This is a genomic window from Methylobacterium nigriterrae (assembly GCF_037106235.1).
In the GTDB taxonomy this organism is placed as follows: Bacteria; Pseudomonadota; Alphaproteobacteria; order Rhizobiales; family Beijerinckiaceae; genus Methylobacterium; species Methylobacterium nigriterrae.
The window spans coordinates 1-2,457 of record NZ_JBAWTG010000292.1 but is presented as its reverse complement, the minus strand read 5'-3'; the positions used below and the strand labels follow the sequence as shown (position 1 = coordinate 2,457).

At 69.8% G+C, this 2,457-nt stretch carries 3 protein-coding genes; 1 reads left to right on the top strand and 2 read right to left on the bottom strand.

Translation table 11 applies throughout. The features are described 5' to 3' along the window. Positions 1 to 198: 198 nt before the first annotated feature. Positions 199 to 450 carry an FAD-dependent monooxygenase gene (locus WDW90_RS36315; protein ID WP_336492593.1) on the top strand — a complete coding sequence of 84 codons (252 nt, stop codon included), beginning with the start codon at positions 199 to 201 and terminating at the stop codon, positions 448 to 450. Between the two features lie 140 nt (positions 451 to 590). Here the strand turns inward: WDW90_RS36315 and WDW90_RS36310 are convergent, their stop codons facing one another. Both WDW90_RS36310 and WDW90_RS36305 read right to left on the bottom strand, forming a co-directional pair. Next, positions 591 to 1,136 carry a TAXI family TRAP transporter solute-binding subunit gene (locus WDW90_RS36310; protein WP_336492592.1) on the bottom strand — a complete coding sequence of 182 codons (546 nt, stop codon included), beginning with the start codon at positions 1,134 to 1,136 and terminating at the stop codon, positions 591 to 593. A gap of 729 nt (positions 1,137 to 1,865) precedes the next feature. Beyond that, positions 1,866 to 2,457, bottom strand: a 592-nt coding sequence (locus WDW90_RS36305; protein WP_336492591.1) for an MFS transporter, incomplete at its 5' end; no start/stop codon positions are given.

Sequence of the window (2,457 nt, the reverse complement as noted above, 5' to 3'; positions counted from 1 at the left end):
CAGACCTCCGTGCCTGTGGCCGTACGGGCGGACGCCGCGCCCCTGCGGGTCGTGTATCCCTCTGCCGAGCAGACCCTGGCGGTCCCATCCGCTCGCTAGCCAAGAGCCCCCTCAGCTCGCGCACCGATCCACCAGCTAGGGCGTGCTTCGCCCTGTGCACCCACGGATCCCCGCAGCGTCCTCGAGACGCTCACGCGGGTGCTGTCGCAGCCGGGATCGACCTATCACTCGCCGCTGGAAGAGGTCCGCATCCCGAGCTGGAACCGGAGTCGTGTGTTGCCGGCGGGCGATGCGGCCCATGCCACCGCGCCGGTCGGGGCGCAGGCGGCGGCGCTCGCGCTCGAGGACGCGCAGGTACCGGCTGTGTTCCTGAGCCGCGGTGCAGATCGGAACCGGATCGGGCCAGACTACGAGCGGCGGCAACCCCGCGCTGCCCATGTTCGGCGATGAATGCCCGTCGCGCGCGGGGCGTCTGCCAGGCCCGTTGAAGAACGCTCTGCTGTCTGTCCGCGGGCAGCGCAGCTACCGCGCAACCTGCGGCCCGTCCCTCAGGCCGGTCGCCGACTGAGCCTTAGCGAGCCGGTCTCATTTCAGGGGACGCCGGCCTCCTGCAGGAAGGACGCCGTCGCTGGGTGCAGCCATCGGGCCGGCACCGCGGCGGCGAGATTGCGCGGGTCGCTGTCCTGCCCCTGCGGCAGGTGCCGCGCAAGCGCGCCCCTGGCGCGGTCGATGGCTTGGACGAGGCGCGAGACGGCCGCGCGGTCAAGCCCCGGCCTGGCGATGATGAAGCTCCAGGAGCCGACTGTCTCAAACGCCACCCTCTGTCCCGGGAAGCTATCGGCTGGCACGGTCACGCGCCGCAGCGACGGGCTCAGGGCCAGGATCCTGTCGATGGCCTGACGAGGCGGACCGAAGAAGCGTGCGCTGCCCGGTGCCGAGGCGAGCGTCCGGAAGCCGGGCCAGACGAGGCTGCCGCCCCAGAGCGCCGCTGCGCGTCCGTCGAGGACCATGGCGGGGCCGTCTCTGGCCCGATCCAGGAGGATCGGCTGGATATCGCGATCAGGATCGATCCCGGATCCGCGCAGCACGGTCGACGCCATCGCGGTCAGCCCCGAGCTTCGCGTGCCGATCGCCACGGCCCGTCCCGGCAGGTCCGCGACTGATGCGATGGCTTGATGCCGGCACGACGAAGAGACCCGGGCTCGCATCGACGGGAGCGACCACCGTGAGCGTGGGCGGATCGCCTCGCCTGGCCAGCGCCTCATAGGCGTACTCGCCCTGCACGAGCGCCAGATCGAGCTTGCCCTCCCGCTGAAGGTCGAGGTTCTCGGTTGGATCCCCTGGTGGCGCGCAACTCGATCTCCATCGTCGGGCACACCTCCCGGACCGCCGCTGCAAGTGCCTCGCCGTAGGCGGGAAAGCCGCCGCCAGGCGTTGCCGTGCCAAGCACAAGATGGAGCGCCGCCTCGGCGCGCAGCGGCTCGACCGGCGAGAGCAGAGCGGGGAGTGCCATCGCGACGACGATGATGGATTGGGATTTCCGCATGACGGTTCCGGTCCTTCCGCGCAGGGTCTCGATCGGGTGACGCTCCCGCTCGTCGTAATCGATAAGACCAGGTACTCGGGCGCGGTCGTGGGCTGCCGGGGCGAGCGGTTGGCAGTAGACGTTCCCGACTGCTTGTGGGTCACCGAGATCTCACTGCAAACATGGTTCGGCGGAGTCGCCCCCCGATGCATGCCGCAAGTGACAGTGCAGCCCGCCGAAGACGGGGAGGCCAGCCCAAGCAGTCTCTCAGGCGCTGAGTAGGCAGCTTCCTCACGATGTCATCATCGATCTATCTGGTGGTTGAGCTCGGTCGAGGCAGTCAATTCCCGCGGTCGCTGCGGCGGAGGCTCTCGGGGGCGGCGAAGAGCAGCAGGCCGGCAGCCAGCAGGCAGAGCGCCCCGATGGCGTAGAGGGCCGGCGTGGTCGAGCCGGTCAGATCCTTGACCCAGCCGACCATCACCGGGCTGACGATGCCGCCCAACTGCCCGAGCGTGTTGATGAGCGCTATGCCGCCGGCTGCGCCCACCCCCGTCACCAGCTTGGCCGGCAGCGTCCAGAAGGTCGGGATCGAGGCGACGATGCCCGAGCCCAGCAGCGCCAGCGAGATCATCAGCGGCACGATGTGATGCTCGAACAGGCCGGCGGTGAAGAAGCCCGCCGCGGCGGCGACCGCAAGCGCCGCCACGAATTTCGGCCGCTCGCCAGAGGCGTCGGACAGGCGCGCAACTACCACCATGCTGACCGCTCCGCAGATGTAGGGGATGGCGGTGAGGAAGCCGACCGAGGCCGCCGCGCCCCCGCTCGCCGTCTTGATCAGGTCCGGCCCCCAGAAGTTCAGGCCGTACGAGCCGACCTGGAGGAGGAAGTAGACGAAGCCGATCAGCAGAAAGCCCGGCTGCTTGATCGCCCCC